General features: G+C 69.9%; 22 protein-coding genes and 1 pseudogene. 8 read left to right on the forward strand and 15 right to left on the reverse strand.

Features of this window, described 5'->3' with window-relative positions:
• Together AC5020_RS09975 and AC5020_RS09980 are read right to left on the reverse strand one after the other, a co-directional pair.
• A partial coding sequence (locus AC5020_RS09975) for a PIG-L deacetylase family protein (RefSeq protein WP_464988169.1) occupies positions 1-347 on the reverse strand: 347 nt, incomplete at its 3' end.
• Entirely contained in the window at positions 344-1585 is a 1242-nt protein-coding gene (locus AC5020_RS09980; protein ID WP_464988170.1) for a glycosyltransferase, read from the reverse strand. The genes AC5020_RS09975 and AC5020_RS09980, both read right to left, overlap by 4 nt.
• Before the next feature lie 115 nt (positions 1586-1700).
• On the opposite strand from AC5020_RS09980, the gene AC5020_RS09985 reads away from it, so the two are divergent.
• Positions 1701-2300: a class I SAM-dependent methyltransferase gene (locus tag AC5020_RS09985; RefSeq protein ID WP_464988171.1), complete on the forward strand. Its 600-nt coding sequence runs from the start codon at positions 1701-1703 to the stop codon at positions 2298-2300.
• 18 nt (positions 2301-2318) lie between these two features.
• Here the strand turns inward: AC5020_RS09985 and AC5020_RS09990 are convergent, their stop codons facing one another.
• From AC5020_RS09990 to AC5020_RS10015, 6 genes are all read right to left on the reverse strand, one after another.
• Positions 2319-3413, reverse strand: coding sequence for an FAD-dependent monooxygenase (locus tag AC5020_RS09990; protein WP_464988172.1), 1095 nt, complete (start codon positions 3411-3413; stop codon positions 2319-2321).
• Between the two features lie 33 nt (positions 3414-3446).
• Entirely contained in the window at positions 3447-5219 is a 1773-nt protein-coding gene (locus AC5020_RS09995) for an HNH endonuclease (protein WP_464988173.1), read from the reverse strand.
• A 438-nt stretch (positions 5220-5657) separates the two neighbouring features.
• Complete coding sequence (locus AC5020_RS10000; RefSeq protein WP_464988174.1) at positions 5658-6299, reverse strand: response regulator transcription factor; 642 nt, start codon at positions 6297-6299, stop codon at positions 5658-5660.
• The gene (locus tag AC5020_RS10005; RefSeq protein WP_464988175.1) at positions 6287-7654 is read right to left on the reverse strand and encodes a sensor histidine kinase; all 1368 of its coding nucleotides are present in this window, start codon (positions 7652-7654) and stop codon (positions 6287-6289) included. The genes AC5020_RS10000 and AC5020_RS10005 overlap by 13 nt, the downstream gene beginning before the upstream one ends.
• A 108-nt stretch (positions 7655-7762) precedes the next feature.
• Positions 7763-8254, reverse strand: a complete 492-nt coding sequence (locus AC5020_RS10010) for an SRPBCC family protein (RefSeq protein ID WP_464988176.1) — start codon at positions 8252-8254, stop codon at positions 7763-7765.
• A gap of 32 nt (positions 8255-8286) precedes the next feature.
• Positions 8287-9354, reverse strand: a complete 1068-nt coding sequence (locus AC5020_RS10015; protein WP_464988177.1) for an NAD-dependent epimerase/dehydratase family protein — start codon at positions 9352-9354, stop codon at positions 8287-8289.
• A gap of 105 nt (positions 9355-9459) precedes the next feature.
• Here AC5020_RS10015 and AC5020_RS10020 point away from each other — a divergent pair, with 105 nt between their 5' ends.
• Entirely contained in the window at positions 9460-10194 is a 735-nt protein-coding gene (locus AC5020_RS10020; RefSeq protein ID WP_377803250.1) for a TetR/AcrR family transcriptional regulator, read from the forward strand.
• Here the strand turns inward: AC5020_RS10020 and AC5020_RS10025 are convergent.
• Entirely contained in the window at positions 10178-10492 is a 315-nt protein-coding gene (locus AC5020_RS10025) for a hypothetical protein (protein ID WP_377019136.1), read from the reverse strand. The two genes, AC5020_RS10020 and AC5020_RS10025, sit on opposite strands and share 17 nt — an antisense overlap.
• Before the next feature lie 213 nt (positions 10493-10705).
• On the opposite strand from AC5020_RS10025, the gene AC5020_RS10030 reads away from it, so the two are divergent.
• The 5 genes from AC5020_RS10030 (at position 10706) to AC5020_RS10050 (ending at position 14044) form a co-directional block, all read left to right on the forward strand.
• Positions 10706-10993, forward strand: coding sequence for an FmdB family zinc ribbon protein (locus AC5020_RS10030; RefSeq protein WP_464988178.1), 288 nt, complete (start codon positions 10706-10708; stop codon positions 10991-10993).
• Between the two features lie 61 nt (positions 10994-11054).
• On the forward strand, positions 11055-12311 hold the full coding sequence (gene fmdA / locus AC5020_RS10035) for a formamidase (RefSeq protein WP_464988179.1): 1257 nt from the start codon (positions 11055-11057) through the stop codon (positions 12309-12311).
• 55 nt (positions 12312-12366) lie between these two features.
• Complete coding sequence (locus AC5020_RS10040; protein WP_464988180.1) at positions 12367-12894, forward strand: P-loop nucleotide/nucleoside kinase family protein; 528 nt, start codon at positions 12367-12369, stop codon at positions 12892-12894.
• Positions 12891-13493 (forward strand): class I SAM-dependent methyltransferase, encoded by a 603-nt coding sequence (locus AC5020_RS10045; RefSeq protein ID WP_464988181.1) that lies wholly within the window; start codon positions 12891-12893, stop codon positions 13491-13493. The genes AC5020_RS10040 and AC5020_RS10045 overlap by 4 nt, the downstream gene beginning before the upstream one ends.
• Entirely contained in the window at positions 13490-14044 is a 555-nt protein-coding gene (locus AC5020_RS10050) for a P-loop nucleotide/nucleoside kinase family protein (RefSeq protein WP_464988182.1), read from the forward strand. Before AC5020_RS10045 ends, AC5020_RS10050 begins: the two co-directional genes overlap by 4 nt.
• Before the next feature lies 1 nt (position 14045).
• On the opposite strand, the gene AC5020_RS10055 is transcribed toward AC5020_RS10050, so the two are convergent.
• From AC5020_RS10055 to AC5020_RS10075, 5 genes are all read right to left on the reverse strand, one after another.
• Complete coding sequence (locus AC5020_RS10055; RefSeq protein ID WP_464988183.1) at positions 14046-14729, reverse strand: alpha/beta fold hydrolase; 684 nt, start codon at positions 14727-14729, stop codon at positions 14046-14048.
• Positions 14730-14735: 6 nt separating this feature from the next.
• The gene (gene ilvD, locus AC5020_RS10060; protein WP_464988184.1) at positions 14736-16448 is read right to left on the reverse strand and encodes a dihydroxy-acid dehydratase; all 1713 of its coding nucleotides are present in this window, start codon (positions 16446-16448) and stop codon (positions 14736-14738) included.
• A gap of 76 nt (positions 16449-16524) precedes the next feature.
• Positions 16525-17607 carry a PKD domain-containing protein gene (locus AC5020_RS10065; protein WP_464988185.1) on the reverse strand — a complete coding sequence of 361 codons (1083 nt, stop codon included), beginning with the start codon at positions 17605-17607 and terminating at the stop codon, positions 16525-16527.
• Positions 17594-18307 carry a DUF6318 family protein gene (locus AC5020_RS10070; protein ID WP_464988186.1) on the reverse strand — a complete coding sequence of 238 codons (714 nt, stop codon included), beginning with the start codon at positions 18305-18307 and terminating at the stop codon, positions 17594-17596. Before AC5020_RS10070 ends, AC5020_RS10065 begins: the two co-directional genes overlap by 14 nt.
• Positions 18308-18400: 93 nt before the next feature.
• Positions 18401-19216, reverse strand: a complete 816-nt coding sequence (locus AC5020_RS10075) for a spermidine synthase (RefSeq protein ID WP_464988187.1) — start codon at positions 19214-19216, stop codon at positions 18401-18403.
• A gap of 22 nt (positions 19217-19238) precedes the next feature.
• On the opposite strand from AC5020_RS10075, the pseudogene AC5020_RS10080 reads away from it, so the two are divergent.
• Positions 19239-19490 (forward strand): annotated as a pseudogene (locus AC5020_RS10080) (DNA alkylation repair protein); the annotation flags it as partial.
• A 3-nt stretch (positions 19491-19493) separates the two neighbouring features.
• Here the strand turns inward: AC5020_RS10080 and AC5020_RS10085 are convergent.
• Positions 19494-19850 carry a VOC family protein gene (locus AC5020_RS10085; RefSeq protein WP_464988189.1) on the reverse strand — a complete coding sequence of 119 codons (357 nt, stop codon included), beginning with the start codon at positions 19848-19850 and terminating at the stop codon, positions 19494-19496.
• Positions 19851-19976 lie beyond the last annotated feature (126 nt).

A 19976-nucleotide genomic window follows, 5' to 3' on the forward strand; every position in this document is an offset into this window, starting at 1 on the left:
CGCACCCACTGCATCCCCGAGTCGCGATACCTGCGTGGTGCGGCACCGGGGGCGAGGGCCGGAGCCGTGCCGAGCATGTGCCGTTCGGCGACGCCGAGCGCGTTCGTGGCGGCGTCGATCTCCGTCTGACGGACCTCTTCGAGGGAACGGGGATCGTCCGCGGCGACGGAGCCCGGCACGATCTCGCCCTCCTCGCCGCGGGTCGCGGTCACCAGCACCACCCGGGTGCCGGCGGCGGCGAGGGAGGCGATCAGGGCGCCGGTCGAGAGGGACTCGTCGTCCGGGTGGGCGTGGACGGCGAGCACCGTCCCGGCGTCGTCGAGGAGCTGCCACGGATCCCGCGTCATGCCGACTCCCCGCCGGAGGGATGATGATCCGCGCCGTCGCGGCCGACGATGCGCGCGTACAGCGCCGCCAGGGCCTGGGCCCCACTCTCCCAGGTCCGGGTGGCCGCGAAGTCGCGAGCGGACCGCACGGCGTTCGCATATCCGTCGGCGTCGCCGAGCAGTGACTGCACGGCCTCCGCCCAGACATCGGGATCCCGGCTGCTCAGCACCACGCCGCCGGGGCCGACGGCTTCCTGGACCCCGCCTGCACAGCGCCAGGCGACGACCGGGGTCCCGCTGGCCTGCGCCTCGAGGGCGACCAGCCCGAAGGTCTCGGACCAGCTCGTCAGCAGCAGCGCGCCGGCACAGCGCATCGCCTCGGCCAGCTCGTCGCGACCCATCGACCCGGCGAACTCCACGCGGTCGGCGACACCGAGCTCCTCCGCCCGGTTCTCGAGCTCGCTGAGGTACTCCTCGAAGTCCTGGGAGGCACCCCCGGCAAGGACGAGGCGCGCATCGAGCGCGGGGTCGAGGTGAGCGAGCACCTCGAGGGCGTGATCGGGTGCCTTGAGCGGCTGCAGGCGTCCGGTGAACAGCAGCGTCGGACGGTGGCGCCGCTCCTCCAGCGAGGAGCACGGACGGAAACGATCCACGTCCACGCCCGGCCGGATCACGGCGAGCCGGTCCCCGGTGACGCCGTAGCGCTCGCCGATGGTGCGTGCTTCCGCTTCGGAGACGGAGACGACGAGGTCCGAGCCGTCGGCGACGAAGCGCTCACCCGGGATGCGGCCTGCGGATTCCGCGGGCTCCCCGGCGTCGAGGCTCTCGGCGTCCTCGGGGGCCGCTACGGAGTGGAAGGACTGCAGGTGCGGCACGCCCAGCTCGCGCGCGACGGGCAGGGCGGCGACCCCGCTGAACCAGTGATGGGAGTGGACGAGGTCCCAGGTCCCGGTGGCGAGGCTCCGGTGCAGGGCGTCCCGGAAGGGGGCGATCGCCTGCTCCATGTCGCTCTTGGCGAGGGGAGCGGCCGGGCCGGCGTCGAGATGGTGCAGCCGGACGCCGTCGGCGACCTCGATCACGGCCGGGGCCTCCGGGTCGCTGCGGCGGGTGAAGAGGTCGATCTGGTGGCCGAGGCGCGCGAGCGCCAGCGCCTGTTCGAGGACGACGACGTTCATCCCCCCGGCATCGGCACCACCGGGATCCTCCAGAGGCGAGGTGTGCAGAGAGATCGCGGCGACGCGCAGCGGAGCGACAGGCATGCCAGCCATCCTAAGCGGCGGAAAGAATAGGCCGTTGTTCGCCCATGACGAAACAAAGGGCGTCCTGGGTCACGGGAAGTTGAAACGGCGATCAGCATCATAGAGCCTGAGGGCCATGGATACGGCGGAGAAGGTTGATTGGGCGGCACTCAATGCCCATGCGGCGGGCCGTCCTGCCCGCCGGCTCGTGGCGAAGGCGATCGCGGCGGCCGGCGGTGATCGGCAACGTGGGGTCGTCCTGGATCTCGGCGCAGGCGCCGGGGCCGACTCGCTGCAGTTCGCGCGCCGTGGGTGGACGGTGCACGCCTACGACACCGATGACACCCTGGCCGGTCGTCTCGTGGAGAACGAACGCATGCCCGGCTCGGTGCACTTCCACCACACCGACATCGCGGCGGTCGAGGAGTTCCCTCGCGCCCAGATCGTCTACTCGACCTACACGCTGGGTCTACTCGGGCCGACGGCCCTGCCCACGACCTGGGCGAAGCTCGTCGATGCCCTTCCGCGCGGGGGCGTGATGGCGGTCGACATGTTCGGCACCAATGACACGTGGGCCGAGCGCTCCGATATCGCGACTCTCCCGCTCGAGGAGATCGATGCGATGTTCCGCGGCTTCCAGATCATCGACCGCACGGTTCGCGACGAGGATGGCCGCTTCCTGGCCGACAAGAAGCACTGGCACGTCATCACGACGCTGGCTCGGAAACTGGGCTGAGCTGGTTCCGGGGCGTCCCTAGGGCGCCCGGACCGTCCTGACTTCTGCAGCTGACCTCAGCAGGCGATCGCGCAGACCTGCTCGTTCGTCCATCATCGCCAGCCGCATAATGGCCCCGGAAGCCAGCCGCCAGCAATGGCAGGCGAGAGCACGGCGCAGCGCGTAAGTGCGCAGTGCCTGCGAAAGCTCCCGCGGCGGCGGGGACGCTGTTGCACCGGATGCTGTCGAACTGAGCGCGGTTGGCCGGTCGCGAATCGACGCGGCAAGAGCCTCCGCGTCCTGCAGGGCGGTATGTGCGCCGTGGCCGAGGTTCGGCGCCATCGCGTGAGCCGCGTCGCCGATGAGCACCACGTTCTCCCGCACCGGATGGACGTGCGGCGCCGTGTGGATTCCATGGACCAGGGTCTGGCCAGGGCGGGCGGCCCCCAGGACGGCGTCGATCGGGTCGCGATGCCCGCCGACGGTCGCGGCCAGGTGCTCCAGATCCTCGCTGACCGACGCGGTGCGATGCTCGGGAAGACAAGCGAACCAGTTCGTGCGGTGACCGGCGATCGGCGTGATGCCGAACAGCCACCCGCCGCCCCAGGTCTCGGAGATCTCCGGGGGAGAGATATCCGCGATGCCGCGCAGTACGGTCATGTGGTGGCTGCGGGCGGCGGTGCGGCCGCGCCACCCCGATCGCCGCACCAGGGAGTGGACGCCGTCGGCGCCGACGAGCAGATCGGCGCCTTCGCGCAGCGGACGCACGTCCTCGATCCGCCGCCGGACCAACCGGACCGAGTCCGGGACGGCGTGCTGGAGAGTCCGCACCAGGTGGGAGCGGGAGACCAGAAGTGCCTCGCCGGCAGGGAGCGAGGCCACTGCACGACCGTCGACGCCACGGATGGTGCCGGCGAGCGGCGCGGTGGAGTCGGCCTGTACGGCCTCGAGCACTCCGATGCGTGCCAGGACGCGCTGCGCCGAGCCGAACAGACCGAGCGCAGTGCCGATCGGCGGAGCGTCGAATCGTTCGTCGATGAGTTCGACGTGGTGTCCGTCCTCGGCGAGTGCGATCGACGCTGCCAGCCCGGCCACGCCGGCGCCGAGGATCCGAACCGTGAGCGGGGAGTGCATGTCTCGTCCTCCATCCACCTGATGGGCGCGACTCTATCGGCCGGGCCGGCGGCGAGGTGGGGGATCCGGGTCGTCCGGAGGCTCTGCACCGAGCGGGCGAGCCTGATGCGCGTCGGGGACCGCGGAGTCGGAGGGGAACGGCGCTGATTCGGAGGGGAACGGCTCGTCCCGGGCCGCGCCGGCCTCACGCGGGGCCGGCGGATCAAGCAGACGGGGTGTCCGGGAGGTGGCGTGGGCACCATGAGGACTCTGCCAAGCCCAGCCACGCGAGTCCGTCGCAGCGGGCGCTGTCGGATCCATCGGGTCGGGGGTCGTGGGAGCGCGGCCTGTCGCAGCGGGGTCGGTTGACGTCAGCGGGGTGAGCACCCACCGTCCGTGCTCCTTGAGCAGGTTGCAGCGCACGCAGAGCCCCTGACCATTGGCATAGCTGGTCGGCCCGCCCTGGTGATGCGGTTTCGCATGGTCGATCTGCCGGATGATCGCATTGCACCACGGAGTGCGGCAGGTGACATCACGCCATCGGATCATGCGCGCCAGGCCGGCGGGGAACACGCGGGCGCGAGACTCCATTCCCGTCAGCTCGCCGGTGGTGGGGTTGGTGTAGAGACGCCGGTAGAAGGCGGTGACGTCCTCGTCGGGGTGCTTGTCCTCGCTGCCCCGCAGGTAACCCGGGGGAGTGCCGCGGAGTGTGTCGGTGATGATGTGCGCGGGGATCGCGCCGTAACCCTCGAGCTGCGCGCATTGCGCCTCGTCGTCGCGGCCGAGCAGGGCCGTGTCGGTGATGATGACTCCAACATCGAGTCCCTGTGCGGGACGGCTGGGTTTGCGGAAGGGCGCGTCGCCCTCTTCGGTGACTCCCGGTTCGGCTCGGTCCGATCCTGCCCCGCCCTGGACGGCCGCGACCAGCAGGTCGGCTTCGAGCGCGGAGACGGACTCCCTGGCGCCGCTGGCCTTCAGCGACTGTGCGCCGCGGTTCAGGGTCTGCATCATCCCGCTCGCGTCGACGCCGCGCAGGATGCCGGTCACCCGCGCCATGCCGTCGCTGAGCGGAGTCATCCTCACGTGCCGTGCGCGCGCCGCGCGCTCTGCCCGCGCACGGGAGTTGTGCGGCTCCATCCGCTGGATGATCTCCTGGACGCCGCGGCGTACCCGTCGCGGCCCCATGCCCTGGAGCGACTGCGGGTCCTCGCTCACGATCTGGTCGATCCGCGCGCACGTCGCAGGTTCGGCTCCGTCGAGCGCACCGGAGAGGGCGGCGACCTGCTGCTGCGTGACGTCCCCGTCCCGGAGCGCGGAAGCTACGCCCGGCAGCTGCTCGACCAGCCGACGGGACGAACCCAGGGAGAGGGAGGCGGACGAGGGGGAGACGCGACGCGCCAGACCGATCTCGTGCGCCGCGCTCCGCCCTTGCTGGTCCTCGTCCACGTCAGCGGCCCTGTCCGCCGCGCGGATCCGGGCTTCGGCCTCGACCTGCCAGCGGGCATCGATCGCCGAGAGTGCGGAACGCAGTTGATCGAGGCCGGCGAGCACCGCCAGTGCCTCCTGCGGCGTGCCGGGCACCGTGGAGGGGAGCGGATCGCGCACCGACGTGGTCCGGGTGAAGGCCTGCAGCGCGGCGTCGACGACCTCGGCGACCAGAGAGCCGGCTTCGTCGTGTCCCTCGAACCGCGCGAGTCGGCGCGCGACGTCGCGGAGCTGTGCGCCCCCTTCCGGTCCAGCCTGCGCACGCCCGCCCGGCGGGGTCTCGCCCGGCCGGGCGTCGTGCCCGTCGGCCTCTCCGCTGCTGCTCGAACTCGTGTGCTCCATACCTCGAGCGTACGCACATTCGAAACCCGCCAAATGGTCGCGGGCAATTCTGTGGACAACTTTTCCTATGTGGACGAAATGGTGGAGAAGTGGTCGCCGGGGAGGAATGATCCGAGCCTCCGTGACGCGACGCCCTGGCCCTGAGCTCCGCTGCACCACGCGCAGGTGGCCAGGGGTTCCGCTGGCAGGCGGCGGGACGAAGAGGCCTGGGCGGTGCGACGCACCGCAGTCGCACCGCGGCTACGGCATCGCGACCACACGAAAGTCCATTCGTCCAGTCCGTTATTTCTCTGGGGAAAACCGTGTACTGGGGAGGAATGGTCCCGGTGGGGCCGTGCCGACGGGAACAGGTACCGCAACCGCATCGGGAACAGGTACCGCAACCGCATCGGGAACCGGTGCCTCAACCGAATCGGGAACGAGGCCTGCAGGGTGGGTTCAGCGGCCCAGCAGGGTCAGGACCGCCGTCACGCGGCGATGCACGCTCGAATCCTCGCTCAATCCCAGCTTGGCGAACAGTCGCTGGGTGTGCTTCTCGACGGCGCCGCCGCTGATGTAGAGCCGCTCCGAGATGCCCGCATTGGTCAGACCCTCGCCCATCAGTTCGAGCACCTCCCGCTCCCGCTGGGTCAGATCGTCCAGCGGCGTCCGGCGACGCGAGGCGATCACCTGGCCCACCACGTCCGGATCGATGGCGACTCCGCCGTCGGCGACGCGCTCGACGGAGTCCAGGAAGGAGCGGATGTCGAACACGCGGTCCTTCAGCAGGTATCCCGTGGCCCGTTCGCCGCTCTCGATCAGCTCGGTCGCGTAGCCGATCACGACGTACTGGCTGAGCAGGATGATCGGCGCCTCCGGCCATGCCCCGCGAATCTCCTGCGCGGCGCGCAGACCCTCGTCGGTGTGGCTGGGAGGCATGCGGATGTCGGAGATGACCAGGTCGGGCCGCAGCTCCAGGGCGCGCACCACCAGTTCGGTGCCGGTCGCCGCGGTGCCGGCCACGGTGTGCCCGGCGTCCTCGAGCAGGAGCCGCAGCCCCTCACGCAGCAGGGCCGAGTCGTCGGCGATCAGGACCCGCACGGGATCACCGCCTCGATCCGGGTGCCGGCTCCCTCCGGTGAATGCACGGTCAGTCGCCCCTCGAGGGACGCGACCCGGCCGGCCAGCCCGGCGAGTCCGCCGCCGGTGCGCATCTCGGCGCCTCCGCGCCCGTCGTCCTCGATCCTCACCCGTGCATCATCGCCGATCCGGGTGATCTCCACGTGCACGGAGTCGGCCTCGGAGTGCTTGGCTGCGTTCGTCAGTGCCTCGGAGACCACGTAGTAGATGCCGATGTCGACATGATCGGGCAGATCCAGCTGTGGGCATTCGATGCTGGTGGGGATGGGGGAGATGGCCGCGAGCTCGGTGAGGGCGGCTGCCAGGCCCCGGTCCACGAGCACGGGAGGGGCGATGCCGCGGGAGAGGCGGCGCAGATCATCGAGCGTGAGGCCGAGCTGCTCGCGGGTCTCTCGCAGCACGGCCTGCGCCCGCTCGGGGTCGTTGACCGACAGAGCTTCGACCCGTGCCAGGTCCATCGAGGCTCGCACCAGGCGCTGCTGCGGGCCATCGTGCAGGTCGCGCTCCAGGCGGCGCAGGGCGGTGGATTCCGCGGTGCGCCCGGCGGCGCGGGACTCCTGGGTGCGCAGCAGCTGCTGCTGCTCCTCGTAGCGCGAGCTGAGCAGCCCGCGGGCCACTGCCTGGTGGGCAGCGGTGAGCCCGCGCACGAGCGGGCCGACGGTGAGCAGGAAGAACAGCCCGCACAGCATCTGCAGGCCGATATCGACCGTCAGCGCGTTGCGTCCGGTGAAGCCCAGCAGCTCGGCGAGCCCGTTGCCGGTGGAGTCGGGGAGGACCTGCTCGAGGATCAGGGTCGAGACGGGCCCGCCGACGGTGGCGATCGCGCCGAGCGTCCACGCCAGCGCGAGCGGGAAGGTGACCAGCGCGAGCAGGAAGTTCACGAGGATCCACAGCGCATCCAGCCACGACTGCGGATCGGTGAGCGGGGTGAGGAGGCGTCGCATCCGGCCGGCCCCGGCCGGAGCCGGCTTCGCCGCCGGCGTGGGCAGCTCCGTGCCGAGAAGGCGGGATTGGATCGCACGCTCGGCCATGGTGAACCCGCGGGCGGCGACCACCCCGAGCACGAGGATCGCGAGGCCGATCCAGATGATGGCAGTGCCCGCGCCCGCCGCCAGCAAGGAGATCACCAGGGAGAACCCCACGGTGCCGAGAAGCAGGGCGATGAAGCTGTAGGCCAGGAAGCGGCCGATCCGTGAGGCCCAGCGGCCGACGGACCAGCGTTGCGGGGCGTGGGTCTCGGTGCTGCGGGGCACGTCGGGGCCGGATGCGTCGGCGCCCGGGGCTTCGACGCTGCGGGGCATGGTCATCGTGTTCATGCCTCAACTCTGCCGCCGGTTGCTCGTCGGCCCCATCCTGTCACCAGGCCGGTGGTTGTCGGGCATGCCCGACAGCGGCGGCTCCGCCCCACAGCAGGGGACGTCGCCTCAGCTGCTCTCGAGCACGCGTTTCAGCTCGGCCAGATCTGCCGAGACGGCCGAGGCGTCCTCCTCCAGCTCCTGATCCGACATGCTGCCGCGGCGCAGCGTGAACAGCACCTCGCTTCGCTGCTCGTCCAGCGGCAGCACCCGCATCGGATTCAGCGTCGACTCGCCGTCGGGCAGCGTCACCGTGTGGTCGAGCACTCCGTAGGCGTTCTCCGGGACGAAGCTGACCAGCACGCGGCCCATCGGAGAGTTCATCGACCACTGCGAGACCTCGCGCTGGACATCGCCGCCGGCCAGTCCCGCCGCCCAGCGGGGGAGGTTGCGCGGATCGCTGACGTAGTCGTACACCTCGCGCCATGGCCGCTCGATGACGACGTCGAGGTGGACGGACGCGCTGGCGGAGCCCGCGGCGGTGGAGGGCTCCGTCCTCGTCGGCCGCTGCGCGTTCTCTGAGTTCTCTGGTTTCCCTGCGTTCTCCGGCGTGGCGCTCATGCCGCCGACGCTAGCAGCCGGCTCCTGCGTCTTCACGCGCCGACCGGATGCTCCGTATCAGGTGCGCCCTGCGACGCAGTGCTCTCCGAGACGGTGCTGCGCGGGTCCGTCGCCCCTGCTGTCCCCGCCGACCCCGCCAGCTGTGCCGCCCGTGCCGCCTGCGCGGTGTCCCGCAGCGCGTCGGTCCACGACGTCGGTGCCAGGCCCTCCTGGCTGGTCAGGACACCGGGACGCAGGACCGCCGGCGCGTACCAGAGCCCGGAGATCCCGTGCAGCTCGCGCGCGAAGCTGTTCAGCGCTGCCAGCATCCGCAGCGCGACGCGCGGGATCGGCACGGGCCGACGCACTGGCTGATCGAGCAGCTCGGACGCGGCCGCGATCAGTTCGGACTGCGAACGGGCAGGGGCCGAGGGGGCGTGCAGGACGGCATCGCCACCGGCGCCATCAGGCGCAGAGGCCCCGCCTGCCAGGCGCTCGGCGTTCCGGGCGGCGTGGAGCATCGCGACCGCCAGGTCCGGGATGTAGGTCAATGTATGCGGGGCGCTCGCGGACCCGAAGAGGATCGGCCGGGAGCCGGCGGCGATCCGTTCGATGAGCATCGTGGTGACCACGGCGGCTCCGGTGCCCAGTGCCGTCGGCCCGATGAGGTCCGAGGCGATGATGCTGACAGTGCGCGCCGGATGCTGCCGGCGCTGCTCGAGCAGCTGGATGCGCACCCGGCCCTTGGCGTCGCGGGGTGTCGGGGCGGCGCCTTCGACGAGATCGCCGGCCTCTCCCACGAAGCCGTACATCGACTCCGGGAAGATGACGGGGATCCCTCGCGCGGCTGCTGCATCGAGCACGGCGCGCTCGCGCGGTGGGAGGTCGCGCTCCCAGACCCGTGCGTCGTAGACGGCGTGGAACGTGGCATGGACGGCGTCGGCCTCCGAGATGGCCTCGGCCAGCGCCGCCTCGTCGAGCACGTCGCCCGTGACCCGGCCGATGCCGGCGGACGGCGGGACGGGGGTGCGGCGCAGGACGGTGACCTCGTCCCCGTCGGCGAGGGCGCGCTCGATGATCGCGCGCCCGATCTGTCCTTCTCCGATAACCAGGTGGTGCATGACGGCCTCCAAAGTGTGAGCACTGCTCTCTGTTGTGGAATCAGTGAACACTGCTCGCGGGTCGAAGTCAAGAGCGGTGCTCTCTGTCTGTGGCAGGATGGCCGTATGTCCGCCAGCGAGACCGCGAATGCCCGGCCGCCCCGCACCCCGCGCGCCGAGGCGCGCGAACGCACCATGCGACGGATCGTCGAGCTCGGGAACGCGCAGCTCGCCGCATCCGGCCCGGCGGCGCTCAGCGTGCGCGAGATCGCGCGCGGCCTGGGCATGGTCTCCTCCGCCATCTACCGCTACGTGAGCAGCCGTGACGAGCTGCTGACCCTGCTGATCGTGGAGGCCTACAGCGATCTGGCCGACGCGGCCGACGAGGCGGTCGCCGGTGCCGGGGACGATCCGCGCGCGCGGTTCATCGCGCTGGGCGAGGCCATGGCGGCGTGGGCCATCGCCCAACCGGAGCGGTGGACGCTGCTCTACGGCACACCGGTGCGCGACTACGCCGCTCCGGCCGAGACCACCAACGCCGCCGGTACGCGCACCATCGGCACCGTGCTGGCGATCGCGGCCGACGCCTCGACGGCGGGCTCCTACGACGGCGCCGTACCTCCGGGTGCCCGGCCCGATATGCCGCCCGAGGTCGAGTCACTGCTGGCAGAGAGCCTCGAGGAGTTCGGCGTGGGAGCCGATGCCGCCACGGCGGCCCGAGCCGTCACCGCCTGGAGCGGGCTGATCGGCATCATCAGCGCCCACGTGTTCGCTCAGCTCGGACCCGATGCCGTCGCCGTCGGCGAGAAGATCCTGGACGTCCAGATCCCGATGCTGGCCGACCTCATCGCGCCTCGCTGACTCGATCCAGCGCTGCCAGTGCCGTGCGGGCGACCGCCCCGACGCTCGCGGGCTCCCGCAGGCGGGCGCGGTCGGCCTCCGGGGAGACCACCACCCAGCGTGCGGCGCCGCGCCGGCGCATCCGACCGATCTCGATGCTGCCGCCCGTCGGCAGCGGGATCACCAGCGCGCCGCTGGGGCCCACCTGCATCCGCTGCGCGAGATCGGGGCGTTCCCCGACCAGCAGGTCCCGGATCTGCTCCCGCTCGCGCAGCGCAGTGCTCGGCGGGTCTGCGATGTTCGCGATCCTCTGAGCCATGCCTGGACGCTACGGACGGGCTCCGACAGATGGGCGGCGGGCCGGGAGCACGGCTGCGCCGCGCGTCCGCCGTGCGGGCCGCCGGATCACGTCGCCATCACGGCTCCAGTGTTCCTGTACGGCTGGTCGGCGAGCAGGCTACAATGACTATGACGCACGTCACGTGATCGGTCCGCGTGGCGGCCGCGCGCACGGCGAGGCTCGGAGGTCGAGGTGCCGCTGTACGAATTCCGGTGCGAGAGCTCGCACGTGCACGAAGTGATGCTCCCGATCAACGCCGAGGCGCGCGAGGCGACGTGCCCTGCGTGCGGGGGCGCCTCGGTCCGGCTGATCAGCTCGGCCCGGCTCGGCCGGCTGGGGTCCGACCGCGCGCAGCTCATCGAACGCACCCAGGCCAGTGCGGATGCTCCGGGGGTCGTGGACCGGATCCCCGGCGCGGGGTCCGGGAAGTCCGCCCCCACGACGACGGACCCTCGCCACGCGCGCCTGCCTCGCCCCTGAACCGCATCACCCCAATCCGGTGGGACCGGGCATCCGCTCCGCCGCCGTGGAAGGAGAGATCATGCCCCAGAACGTCTTCCCGCTGGACTCGACGAAGGCCTTCACCGATCAGCAGAAGCGTGGCCACAACCGCTGGCATCCCGAGATCCCGCCGACGGTCAGTGTCAGGCTCGGCGACACCTTCCGCGTCGACTGCCGCGAGTGGTTCGACGGATACATCAAGAACGATGATTCCGCCGAGGACATCGCGTCGGCTCCGCTGAACACCGTCCATGCCCTGTCCGGGCCGATCCGGATCGAGGGTGCACGGCCCGGCGATCTCCTGATCGTGGACATCCTCGACGTCGGCCCGATCCCGCAGGAGGATGAGGGGCCCCTGGCCGGGCAGGGGTGGGGCTACACGGGCATCTTCGCCAAGCGCAACGGCGGCAGCTTCCTGACCGACGAGTTCCCCGATGCCTACAAGGCCGTCTGGGATTTCCAGGGCGATCGGGCCACGTCCCGGCACGTGCCGGGCGTCGAATTCACCGGCATGATCCACCCCGGGCTCATGGGCACCGCGCCCTCGCCCGAGCTGCTGACGACATGGAACGACCGCGAGGCCGCACTGATCGCCACCGACCCCGACCGGGTTCCGCCGCTGGCGCTACCTCCGGAGCCCGACGGGGCGGTTCTCGGCGATGTGCCCGAGGGCGAGAGCAATCGTGTCGCGGGAGAGGCCGCCCGCACGGCACCACCGCGGGAGAACGGCGGCAACCAGGACATCAAGAACCTCACGAAGGGGACCCGCATCTTCTATCCCGTCTTCGTCGACGGCGCGAACTTCTCCGTGGGCGACCTGCACTTCTCGCAGGGAGATGGTGAGATCACCTTCTGCGGCGGGATCGAGATGGGAGGGTTCATCGACGTCCACGTCGATGTCATCGAGGGCGGTATGGACAAGTACGGCGTCACCGAGAACGCCATCTTCATGCCGGGCACCACGGCGCCCCAGCACAGTCAGTGGCTCTCCTTCTCCGGCACCTCCGTGACGCTGGACGGCGAGCAGCGATACCTCGATTCCCATCTCGCCTACCAGCGCGCCTGCCTGCATGCCATCGACTACCTCTCGACCTTCGGGTGGTCGAAGGAGCAGGCGTATCTGCTGCTCGGTGCCGCCCCGATCGAAGGTCGTTTCTCCGGCGTCGTGGACATCCCCAATGCCTGTGCAACGGTGTACCTGCCGCTGGACATTTTCGACATCGATATCCGACCCGGTTCGGGGGAGGTGCCGAAGATCGATCCGGGTATCGGCGCGCCGCACGCAAGCATCGGGTGACGGGGCTGGCCCCGCTGCGCGGATGCTCGGTGAAACTGACGTGGAGAGGGCCGGAGTGACGAGGACGAGCCCGACGTGCTCTGACGAGCTCGTACGCATCGCGGCGCCACCGGGAACCGGGAAGACGACCGTGCTGCCCCACCTCGTGGAGCTTGCGCACGGTCGAGCCGTCGTCGCTGACATCGACGAGATCCTGCAGGACGGGAAACTGCTCGGGGTCAGGATCGCGGACCCGACAGCGGCACCGATCTGGCCCGCTTACGATCGTCTGTGGAACCGGATCAGTGACATCGTCACCCGCGCGGGGTTCCCGATGCTGCTGTTCACCCAGGTCCCAGGGCCAGATCAGGACCCGGCGGATCTGCGACTGCTCGGCTGGGAGGTGGACGACGACGTGCGAACAGCACGCCTTCGGGCGCGGTCGGAGAGCGAACTCCTGATCGATGACGCACGCCAGGATGCCGCGATGCTGCGGCAGATTCTTCCGTCCGAGCGACTCGTGCGGACCACCTCAGACGCCGCCCCCGCTAAGTGCGCCCGCGAGCTCTGGTCCGCCGCGCAGAAAGTTTGGCGCGCCTCATGAGCGCCGTCGATGCCTACTCCACGCGTGCCCAGGAGTACTCCGACCTCCTCGGCAGCATCGATGCCATGGCTCCGAGAGACCGCCACCGTATCGAGACGTGGGCGGCCGAGGTGCACGGACCGATCCTCGACGCCGGGTGCGGGCCCGGGCACTGGACCGCGCACCTGGCCTCGCTCGGTCACGACGTCGAAGGCCTCGACCCGGTGCCCGAATTCCTGGACATCGCCCGCCGGGCGCACCCCGAAGTCGCCTATCGAGCCGGATCCTTCGGAGATCTGGTCCACGAGCCGGGCAGGTACGGCGGGGTCCTGGCCTGGTATTCGCTGATCCATCTCGATCCGGTCCAGGTGCCCCAGACCTTGTCGATCCTGCACGACGCGCTGCGCTCCGGCGGGACGCTCCTGCTCGGTTTCTTCGACGGGCCGTGCCAGGAGGAGTTCGACCACGCCGTGGCCACCGCTCAGTACTGGCCTGCCGCTCATATGGCCGAGCTGCTGGGATGCGCCGGATTCGACGTGCTCGAGGCGGAGCAGCGCCAAGATCCGGGCGTGCGGCCCCACGCCGCGATCACAGCTCGGCGCTCCGGGAGTCAGGCATGAAGGAACACATCTCCGCCACGCCCACGCTGATGCTCATCGGCGGTGCACCTGGCAGCGGGAAATCCACTCTCGCCTCGACGCTCGCGGCCGAGCGCCCCCTGGCGCTCGCGCTGGACATCGACACCATCAAGCACTCCCTCGGGGACTGGGAACGCGATCCCACGGCCGCAGGGCTGCAGGCCCGCCGACTCGCAGTGGCGATGACCGATCGGCACCTGACCGACGGCTACGACGTCGTCCTCGGGCAGTATCTGGCGCGCACGGCGTTCCTCGAGGAGCTCGGGAGTCTCGCCGCCGCGCGCGGGGCCCGGTTCATCGAGGCCGTGCTGGTTCTCGACGAAGAGACCCTGGCGCGGCGACTGGCCGGCCGGCGCGAACGGCCGGACCGGCCGGAGCACACCGTCAACGACCGTTTCGTCGACCCGGACGATGCGGGTGACCTGGTGCGTTCGATCGATCAGGTCCTCGCGCTGCGCCCGGGCGCCCACCGCGTCGATGCGTGCGGGAACCTGGAGGAGACCGCGGCAGTTCTTCGACGACTGCTCACGTGAGTCAGCTGAGCGAGGTCTCCAAGGCGTCGGCCAGCTCCCGGGGGTGGCTGAGAGCGACGCAGTGGCCCCCGGGAACCTCTTCCGCCTCGACTCCGAGTCGCGCGCGGGCGAGGCGGCGCAGGAAGTCCGCGGGGAAGAAGCGATCCTCGCGGCACAGGAGGAACCGCGTCGGGACGTGCGGATGCTCCTCGAGCGGCCACGGATCCTCGAAGGACCGTCTGGACTGACCGCGCGAGCGGCGCATCGCCTCCTGCGCCAGCTCGTCCGGGACTCCGTGGAAGAAGCTGACGAAGGGATCCTCGTGGCCGGTCACGCCGCCGTCACGCGCGGCCTGGCTCTCGACGGCCCGCGAGTAGCCGGTGTTCGACCACCAATCGCCGGCGCGCTCGCCGGGAGCGGGAATCATGGCGGCGAGGTAGACGAGTCCTCGCACCCGCGCCGGCATCCGGCTCGCGACGAGCGGGGCCGTGAAACCCCCGAAGGAATGGCCGACGACCACGACGTCCTGCCGATCGCCGACGGCGCCGATGACCGCGTCTGCGGTCTCCCGGTGGCCGGCGGCCTCGTCCTCGCAGGGAAGGTCGGGCGCCACGACGTCGTGCCCGCGTGCCCTCAGCTCGGCCTCGACGAGGTGCCAGGACCATCCGACATCGCCGGCGCCGTGGAGGAGGACGAATGTGGCCATGACCGCTCAGTCCCCGAGGATCGCGCCCTTGGACGCGGATTTCACGAGCTTGACGTACTTGCCGAGCACGCCCTTGGTGAACTTCGGGGGCAGGGGAGTCCAGCCCTCCAGCCGGCGTGCCAGCTCGACCTCGTCGACCAGGAGGTCCAGGGCGCCGCTGGCGACGTCGAGCCGGATGCGGTCCCCGTCCTGGACGAACGCGATCGGGCCGCCGTCGACGGCTTCCGGCGCGATGTGGCCGACGCACAGTCCGGTGGTGCCGCCGGAGAAGCGCCCGTCGGTCATCAGCAGCACGTCCTTGCCGAGCCCGGCGCCCTTGATCGCGCCGGTGATCGAGAGCATCTCTCGCATGCCGGGGCCGCCCTTGGGGCCCTCGTAGCGGATCACGACCACGTCGCCGTGGGTGATGGTGCCGTCGTTCAAGGCATCCATCGCCTGCTGCTCGCGGTCGAAGACCCGGGCGGTGCCCTCGAAGACATCGGCCTCGAACCCGGCGGATTTCACCACGGCGCCCTCGGGGGCCAGCGAGCCGCGCAGGATCGTGATGCCGCCGGTCGGGGCGATCGGCGCCGAGGCAGGGCGCAGCACTGTTCCGTCGGCAGGGCGCGGTGCGAGGACCTCGAGGTTCTCGGCGATCGTGCGGCCGGTGACGGTGAGGCAGTCGCCATCGAGTAGTCCCTCGTCCAGCAAGGTCTTCATGACCACCTGGATGCCGCCGACGTGGTCGACGTCGTTCATGACGTAGCGGCCGTAGGGCTTGAGATCGGCGAGGTGGGGGACCTTCGCACCGATGCGGGCGAAGTCGTCCAGGGTGAGGTCGACCCCGGCCTCGTGGGCGATGGCCAGCAGGTGCAGAACGGCGTTGGTGGAGCCGCCGAACGCCTGGACCACCGCGATGGCGTTCTCGAACGCCGGCTTGGTCATGATGTCGCTCGACGTGATGCCCCGGCGCAGCATGCCGACGACGGCCTCGCCGGCCCGGCGGGCGTCGGCATCGCGGCGACGGTCGGCCGACGGGGGAGTGGCCGAGCCCGGGATCGACATGCCGATCGCCTCGGCCACGGTCGACATCGTGTTGGCGGTGTAATAGCCGCCGCAGGCACCCTCGCCGGGGCAGATGGAGCGTTCGATGCGGCCGACGTCCTCGCGGCTCATCAGCCCCCGCCGACAGGCCCCGACGGCCTCGAAGCCGTCGATCAGGGTGACGTCCTTCTCCGTGCCGTCGGTGAGGGTGACGCGGCCCGGCATGATCGTGCCGGCGTAGACGAACACGCTGGCCAGGTCCAGGCGGGCCGCGGCCATGAGCATGCCCGGCAGCGACTTGTCGCAGCCCGCCAGCAGCACGGAGCCGTCGAGGCGCTCGGCCTGCATGACGGTCTCGACCGAATCGGCGATGAGGTCGCGGGAGACGAGGGAATAGTGCATCCCGTCGTGGCCCATCGAGATGCCGTCGGAGACGGAGATGGTGCCGAACTGCAGCGGGTATCCGCCCCCTGCGTGGACGCCTTCCTTCGCGGAGCGGGCGAGACGGTCCAGGGACAGGTTGCACGGCGTGATCTCGTTCCAGGAGCTCGCGATCCCGATCTGCGGCTTGTCCCAGTCGTCATCGCCCATTCCCACGGCGCGCAGCATGCCGCGGGACGCGGTGGCGGCGAGGCCGTCGGTGACCTGGCGGCTACGGGGCTTGATGTCCGGTGAGGCGTCGTCGTTGGCGGTCATGGTGGCGAGCCTATGACCCAGCTGGCGGGATGTATACGCCGTCTCTAGCGTGTCGGGCGTACGGCCGGATGGCGTCTCAGATCGTGCGGTGAGTGGCGCTGGGGTCCGTGGGGCCTTCGGTGTCTGCCGTGCGCTCGGGAATCCAGGGATCTTCCTCCTCGTCGACCGGGACGTTGCCGTTGACGAGCCTGGATTCCAAGGACTTGGAGTAGACGGGCACGGACTCCGATTCGATCTCGATCGAGCCCTCGATGTCCTGCCATTCCCCGCCGTTCACGGCGAACTGCCCGGTGAATGTCGTGGTGAGGGTGATGTCGTACCAGCCCTCCTGCGTGTATGTGCTGGAGACGGCCTCCGAGGGGTATGGCTCACCGGGATTGTCCGTGGTGATCGTGTTCCCGTCGCCGAGGTCCCAGTGGTACGAGACGGGCGTCGCTCGGACGGCGACGGGGGTATCGAGGAGCGTGACTTCGAGTTCCTGGGACTCGGCTTCGACATAGAGCACGTTGACCATGTTCACCGGGAGCCAGCCATCGACCGGTCCGGCATGGGGCTCGAGCGGATCGACGGGCATCTGCGCAAAATCGCTTTGGGTGACAGTGATGACGATCGGTTCGGCCTCGGCCATCTCAGGAGACCCGGGCATGGCGCACCGGAACCCCATGTCGGTCTCTTCTCCGGTCTCGTTGTCGATACGCGTGCCGCGCTGCGTGACTCCCTCACTGTCGGTGTCGCCTCCGCCGCCGCTGGAGTTGTACATGACGTCGCCATTACCGCGCATGGGCGCATTGCCGGTCTCGCATGACGATGTTGCGGGGTCGCATTGCCATGGACGATCTGCTGGCATCTCGCAATCGCTGTATCCGGAGGTCGCTTCCCAGATGTAGCTGTACGGAGGCTGGCGTGGCTCTTTGGAATCCTTTGCGCCGGAATAGTCAGCTTGTTCAGACTCGTTGAGTGACTCGGAGTAGCCTGTTTTGATCGCGTCTTCTGTTAGTTCGCTTTCGGGGCTGCTGTCTGATTCGACTTGCTCCGGTGTCGAATCCTCTGACGGATCTGCGTGAGCTGGGGCTACGAGGGTGACTAGTAGTGACAATGCGACGATGGGGATGTAAATGAAGGTTGCTTGGAATGCTGACCAACGGTTATTCGTGGACATCTTCGCCCCACTTGATGCTCATGCCCCCGACAAGCCAGCCGTCGGCACTCCATTCCATGCCGCCTATCGCGATGTACTCGAGTCCATCGACACTTATGCGCCCGCTGTAGTCTTCATTTGGACGAGTGTGCTTGCTGAGTGAGAAGTTGAATCCTATTTCGTGCTCAAAGTTGTCGGAGGGGTGTATTGCCGTTCCGACTTCGAGAATGGTGAGTTCGCTCCAGTATGCTTGGTGCGCTCGAATCGCGCCCACATCGTCATTCAGATGTGAGCAGCCTTCGCAGTCTTGTGCCTGTAGCGTCTGGAGTTCTTTATCGTCCCCCGTCTGGTGCGCCCACATGGAGACGGCGATGTAGTAGCGGAACGCTTGCTCGGCCCCTCCTGGCGTGTGCTCATCCAATCCCGGGTAGTCCGCGGGATCCGGTGCGGGGATGTCGGAGGCGGCTGCGATTGCACCCGATTCGTCGGATCCGCCGCCGTCGCTGGGCGAGCCGTCGCCGCCGGAGCCTCCGCCCTCGTTGGCACCTCCTCGTTCGCTGGCACCTCCGCCGTCGCTGGCACCTCCGCCGTCGCTAGCACCGCCGGTGACGGTGACGTCAGGGGGCGGGCTGGTGACGGGGCTGTCACTACCGTCGCCGCATGCCGCGAGGCCGAGGGTCAGAGCGGCGGCGGCCGCGGCGGAGAACAGGCGACGGGGCATGGAGATGCCTTCCGGGAGTGCGTCAGGTCACCTGCACGCTATCTGGCCCGCGTCTCCCGCGTCCTCCAGTCGCAGAGATTGTGGATAACCGGCTCAGCCGAAGGCTTCGACCGTCTCGGCGGGGTCGAGCACCGCGGCCGGGTGCGGGCCGGCCTTCTTCCACGCGGCCCGCCACGTCTCGACCTCGGGTGACGACAGTGCCCCGCCGGCGAGAAGCACCATGTTCCCGTCGGCCGGATGCGACAACAGCGTTGCGTGAGTCAGCGTCCAGACCCCGGAGAGGCCGCACGCGGCCGCCGCCTCCTCGAGCTCGCGCACCTGACGTGCGAGAAATCGCTGGCCGGCGTCGTCGCCGACGTTGACCAGCAGCACGCCGTCGTCCGTCAGATGCGCGAGCGCCTCCGCATAGAAATCCTGGGTGGCCAGATGTACGGGAGAGGATTCGCCGGAGAACACATCGAGCACGATCGCCTCGAATCGTCGGTCTCCCATGGCGGCGAGCTCGGCGCGGGCATCCCCGATCACCACCTCCAGATCCGTCCCGGTGGGCAGGGGCAGCGCGGAGGTCACCAGCGTCGGCAGCTCGCGCTCTATCTCGACGACCACCTGCGCGGATCCCGGCCGGGTGGCCTGGACGTACCGCGCCAGGGTCAGGGCGCCCGCCCCCAGGTGTGCGATCCGGATCGGCTGGCGACGCGGCCATGCCTCGTCCAGCACGTTCGCCATCCGCCGCAGGTACTCGTGCACGAGGTGCGTCGGATCCTCGAGGTCGACATGGGACTGCTCCACCCCGCCGATCTGCAGGACCCAGCCGCCGTCCACCTCGTCCTTGACGATCCACGCTGGCTGGTCGGAGGTGCTCAGCTGCACGGTGCGACGCGCGGCGGGAGGCAGGTCGGATGGGGACATGGAGACATTGTCGCGGACACGGCTGGTCAACTGCATCGCCATGAAGAGCCCACACCGCGAGGAGCTCCACCAGGCGTGGTCGGCGGAGCCGGATCCGGTCGTCGCCAGCGCCGGCTGGGCGCTGACCAGCGGCCGGGTGGTGAAGAACCCGCACGGAATCGACCAGTCCCGGCTCGAGGTGCTCAGAGACTGCCCGACGCCCCCGAACTGCACGTCGTCCTATGCCCCGGCGTGGATCGACGAGATGGTGCGACGCCGGGAGGCGATCTCCTGAGATCTACGTGAGAGGGCGCGAGAAGTCGAAGACGAGACCAGGAGCGTCGTCGACCGCGACGGAGGCCGAGCGCTCGCCGTAGTCCATGTCCTGTGGCTGCCGGACGGCGCGGGCGCCGCGCGCGACGGCGCCGCGGAACGACTCGTCGACGTCATCGGCTGTCAGGTGCAGTACGAGATTGCCGGTTGCGGGCTCGCCGTCCGCCGGGGCGTTGATCCACAGAGGGACGTCGCCCGGGAGCTGTAGCGCTGCGAACGTCCCGAAGTCGCTCTCCACGCTCCAGCCGAATACGGTGCTGAGCGACCGTGCTGCCCGGGAAGGGTCCGGCAGCAGCGCCGTAAGGGCTCGGATCGCGGGCATCTATGCCTCCTTCGGCTCCCGCCGGATCGTCCGACGGATCGGCTCCCGCCGGATCGTCCGACGGTTCGTCTCGTACCGCGAACCTACGCCAAAGACGTGGTCTCCGTCACGCCGTTCCGGATCGGG

Source organism: Brachybacterium sp. SYSU DS0246, from assembly GCF_059391765.1.